At 57.7% G+C, this 2,410-nt stretch carries 2 protein-coding genes and 1 pseudogene; all 3 read left to right on the top strand.

From position 1 onward, the window contains the following. Window positions 1-698, top strand: a 698-nt coding sequence (locus BN874_RS25115; protein ID WP_034433421.1) for a hypothetical protein, incomplete at its 5' end; no start/stop codon positions are given. 16 nt (window positions 699-714) lie between these two features. Beyond that, a complete protein-coding gene (locus BN874_RS11520; protein WP_034433419.1) occupies window positions 715-1,761 on the top strand; it encodes a glycosyltransferase family 4 protein in 1,047 nt (348 codons plus the stop codon). Next, window positions 1,758-2,410, top strand: a pseudogene (locus BN874_RS11515) (hypothetical protein); the annotation flags it as partial. The gene BN874_RS11520 and the pseudogene BN874_RS11515, both read left to right, overlap by 4 nt.

Here is a 2,410-nt window from a genome sequence, read left to right as displayed (position 1 = left end):
GCTTTTTCCGCAATGTCCGGGGTGAAGTGCGTTACGACGTGATTAATCTGGTAGAAGAGTATCTCAAGCAGCGGGACAGCTATGGAGTGCCCCTGCCGCCATTGTTCTGGGCCTACCTGAAGTCCCTGAGCGCCTCGGAGCAGGAAATTTTTAACATTTGTGCCGGGTTGGCAACACATAACCTGGAGCGCTTCCAGAGTAGTCCTGCCCAGGAAACCGGCGGGTTTCTATTTCTGGAAGCGTCAGATGCACCCTTGTCACCGCTCGAACTCCCGGTTCCCGAACCAGAGCCACCCGATCCCAATGCGCTGCTGAACGATGACAATGTGTTCTTCCGAGGTTGGTATGGGTTGGAGCCGGCGGGAGAAACCCAGCAGCGCTGGGCAGGCAAGGACGGCTTTTTATATCTACCCAATTTCAGTGGACGAGTGTTGCGCTTATCGGTTTTTTCGCATCACCCACGTATTGCCGACAGTCCGGTAGAAGTGCTGTTTATCCAGATCGCCGAACAAGAGCGACTACGAGCGCGAGTGGTTTTATACAGTCATCAACCGGTTGAAATTATCCTTCCAGTAGACTATGACCATTTCATTCTCAAAATTCACGCGACGACGACCTGGATCCCCCGCTATTATGGCGGCGATAGCGACGATGTGCGTGAGTTGGGCGCAGGCGTCAAATGGGTTTATCTGAATTAACCGGAGCCGAGTTCTTATGCGTATTCTGATTGCTACGACCCAGGTTCCTTTTGTGCGTGGCGGTGCGGAAATTCATGCCGAAGGCTTGCGTAACGCCCTCTGTCAAGCGGGCCATGCCGCAGAGATCGTCGCTATTCCTTTCAAATGGTATCCGCCGGAGCGCATTCCTGAACACATTCTGGCCTGTCGCCTGCTCGATCTCAGCGAAAGCTGTGGAATGCGGGTGGATCGGGTCATTGGTCTGCGCTTTCCGGCCTACTGCATTCCGCATCCCAACAAGCTGTTGTGGATTCTGCACCAGTACCGCGCGGCCTACGATCTGTGGGATTCACCCTTGGGCGATCTCATTCACTTTCCTAACGGTCAGCAAATCCGTGAGGTGATTCATCATGCCGACCGGCGCTATATTGCCGAGGCCCAGGCGATTTATGCCAACTCCGGCAATGTCAGCCAGCGCTTGAAACACTACTGTGGTATTGATTCGACCCCTCTTTACCACCCGCCCCAGCACGCTGAATGTTTCTACTCCGGCGAAGCCCACAACCCCCTGTTCTTTCCCAGCCGCATCAATCGCACCAAGCGTCAAGATTTGGTGATTGAAGCGCTGGCGCACACTCAGGAAGCGGTGCGGGTCCAATTCGCGGGCATGGCCGATGATGCCGGTTACGAGCGCGAATTGCGTGAAACCGCTCGGCGGTTGGGCGTCGGTGAACGGATCGAATGGCTGGGTGAGATCAGCGAAGAAGAAAAGCGGGATCGTTACGCCCATGCCCTCGGCGTACTTTATCCACCGCTGGACGAAGATTACGGTTACGTCACTCTGGAAGCGATGCTGTCCGCCCGCCCAGTGATTACATGCACCGATTCCGGCGGCCCGCTGGAGTTCATTCGCGACGGCGAGAACGGTCGAGTGGCAGCGCCGACCCCCCAAGCCCTCGCTCAGGCGATGGACGAACTCTGGCAGGATCGGGCGTTGGCCTGGCGCTGGGGGGAAGCCGGACGGGAGGATTACGCCGCACGGCGGATCAGTTGGCAAACCGTAGTTTCAACACTGACCCAATGAAAATTAACTGGTTTTCTCCATTACCGCCGGCACGCACCGACATCGCTCACTATACCGCGCGGATATTGCCGGCCTTGGCCGAGCGGGTTGAAGTCACCCTCTGGGCTTGCCAGGATGAATGGGATTCCAGCCTGGAGCAGTACGCCACGATCCGCCGCTGGACTGGAGACGCCTGGGCGGATTTGAACCGGGCGGATCTGACTTTTTATCACCTCGGCAACAACCGCTTATTCCATCAACCGATTTGGGAAACCAGCCGTCGTCATCCCGGAGTAGTGGTGCTGCATGATCTACGGCTGCAACACCTGTTTCTGGGGATTTATCTCGATATCCAAGGTCAGCGTGAGGCGTATGAGCGCGCCATGAGCGACCATTATGGTTCAGCCGGTCGCCGAGCCGCCCGCCAGTTTTTTGCGGGTGAATTGAACGCCGAGGCGTTGGCCGAACACTGGCCGCTGACCGAACATGCGCTGGAAGGAGCCTGTGCGGTGCTGGTTCATACCCGCGATGCGTTACAGACGTTGGCGGCGGCCAACCGCTGGCCGGTGGGTTACCTGCCGCTGCCCTATCCCAGCCGCCTCACGCCACCAGCGCGCCAGCGCGCCCCGTCTGCGCCATGTCGGCTGATCGTGTTTGGCTATCTCGGCGC

Origin of the sequence: Candidatus Contendobacter odensis Run_B_J11, assembly GCF_000531125.1 — a bacterium.
GTDB classification, from domain to species: Bacteria; Pseudomonadota; Gammaproteobacteria; order Competibacterales; family Competibacteraceae; genus Contendibacter; species Contendibacter odensensis.
This window is presented reverse-complemented; position numbering and strand designations above follow the sequence as displayed.

Bases quoted from the DNA above. Each gene is read 5' to 3' on its own strand.
- BN874_RS11520 (WP_034433419.1), top strand. From the start codon at position 715: ATGCGTATTCTGATTGCTACGACCCAGGTTCCTTTTGTGCGTGGCGGT.